The sequence below is a fragment of the Streptosporangium canum genome, assembly GCF_900113865.1.
Classification (GTDB): domain Bacteria; phylum Actinomycetota; class Actinomycetes; order Streptosporangiales; family Streptosporangiaceae; genus Streptosporangium; species Streptosporangium canum.
The window spans coordinates 1-1,474 of record NZ_FOQY01000083.1; the positions used below are offsets into that span (position 1 = coordinate 1).

1 protein-coding gene and 1 pseudogene are annotated in these 1,474 nt (G+C 75.5%); both read left to right on the plus strand.

From position 1 onward, the window contains the following. Nucleotides 1-2: 2 nt before the first annotated feature. Nucleotides 3-1,190: a M20 family metallopeptidase gene (locus BM085_RS42500; RefSeq protein WP_093892381.1), complete on the plus strand. Its 1,188-nt coding sequence runs from the start codon at nucleotides 3-5 to the stop codon at nucleotides 1,188-1,190. After that, nucleotides 1,187-1,474, plus strand: a pseudogene (locus BM085_RS42505) (GNAT family N-acetyltransferase); the annotation flags it as partial. The gene BM085_RS42500 and the pseudogene BM085_RS42505, both read left to right, overlap by 4 nt.

The following is a 1,474-nucleotide window of genomic DNA, read 5'->3' on the forward strand; positions in this document are numbered from 1 at the left end:
TGCTGGAGGATCTGGAGGAGCTCGTCTCGTGCGAGTCGTTCTCCGCCGACCACGAGGCGGTGGCCCGCAGCGCCCGGGTGGTCGCCGACCAGGGGGTCAGGAGGCTCGGCGGGCGCCCCGAGACGATCGTGATCGACGGGGTCACCCATCTGCGGTGGACCTTCGGCACGCCCCGGGTCCTGCTGGTCGGCCACCACGACACCGTCTGGCCGGTCGGCACGCTGGCCGATCACCCCTGGTCGCTGGTGGACGGGATCGCGCGCGGGCCCGGCGTGTTCGACATGAAGGCCGGGCTGGTGCAGGCCTTCCACGCGCTGGCCGCGCTGCCGTCGCCGGAGGGGGTGTGCCTGCTGGTCACCGGGGACGAGGAGGTCGGCTCGCCGTCCTCACGCGCGCTGATCGAGGAGTCGGCGCGCGGCCTGGCGGCCGCGTTCGTGCTGGAGGCGAGCGCCGACGGCGGGGCGCTCAAGACCGCCCGCAAGGGCACCTCGATCTACGAGCTCGTGGTGCACGGCAGGGCCGCGCACGCGGGTCTGGAGCCGGAGAAGGGGGCCAACGCCGCCATCGAGCTGGCCCACCAGATCCTCGCCGTCGCCGGGATCGCCGACCAGGTGGACGGCGGTCGTCCAGGCGTGACGGCGGCGGAGACCTCACCCGCGGCCGCGCGCGGACTGCCCCTTCCCCCGGACCCCGCGGCACCGGGGGCGGCGTCGTCCGGCGGAGCGGGCGGCCTGGGACCGGCCACCGTCACGCCCACGGTGCTGTCGGCGGGGACCACGGTCAACACCGTGCCCGCGCTGGCCCGCGTGTCGGTGGACGTGCGGGTGCCCACCCTCGCCGCGCAGGCACGGGTGGACGAGCTGATGAGGGCCCTGTCCCCCCGGCTCGCCGGGACCCGGCTGGAGGTCCTGGGAGGGCCGAACCGCCCTCCCCTGGAGGAGGCCTCGTCGGCCGGGCTGTTCGCCCTCGCCCAGCGGATCGCCGCCGGCCTCGGACTCGCCCCCCTCTCCGGCGTCGGAGTGGGCGGAGCATCCGACGGCAACTACACCGCGGGGGTCGGCTGCCCCACTCTCGACGGGCTCGGCGCGGTGGGCGGCGGCGCCCATGCCGTCAGCGAGCACGTGGTCGTGGCCGAGATGCCCGGCCGTACGGCGCTGCTGACCGGCCTGATCCGGGGGGTGCTCGGATGAGCGGCACCACTGACCGGCCCGCTCCGGGCGGTGCCCGGGTGAACGGCGTGGAGCTGCGCGAACTCCACTCCATCGAGGAGCTGGAGGAGGTCTTCCGGCTGTTCGACGACATCTGGCACCCCGACCCGGGCAGCGCGCCCATCACCGTCGAGCTCATGCGGGCGCTGTCGCACGCGGGCAACTACGTGGCCGGAGCCTACGAGGACGGCCGCCTGATCGGCGCGTCGGTCGGTTTCCTGGCGGCGCCGGCCGGGCGGGTGCTGCACTCCCACGTCACCGGCGCC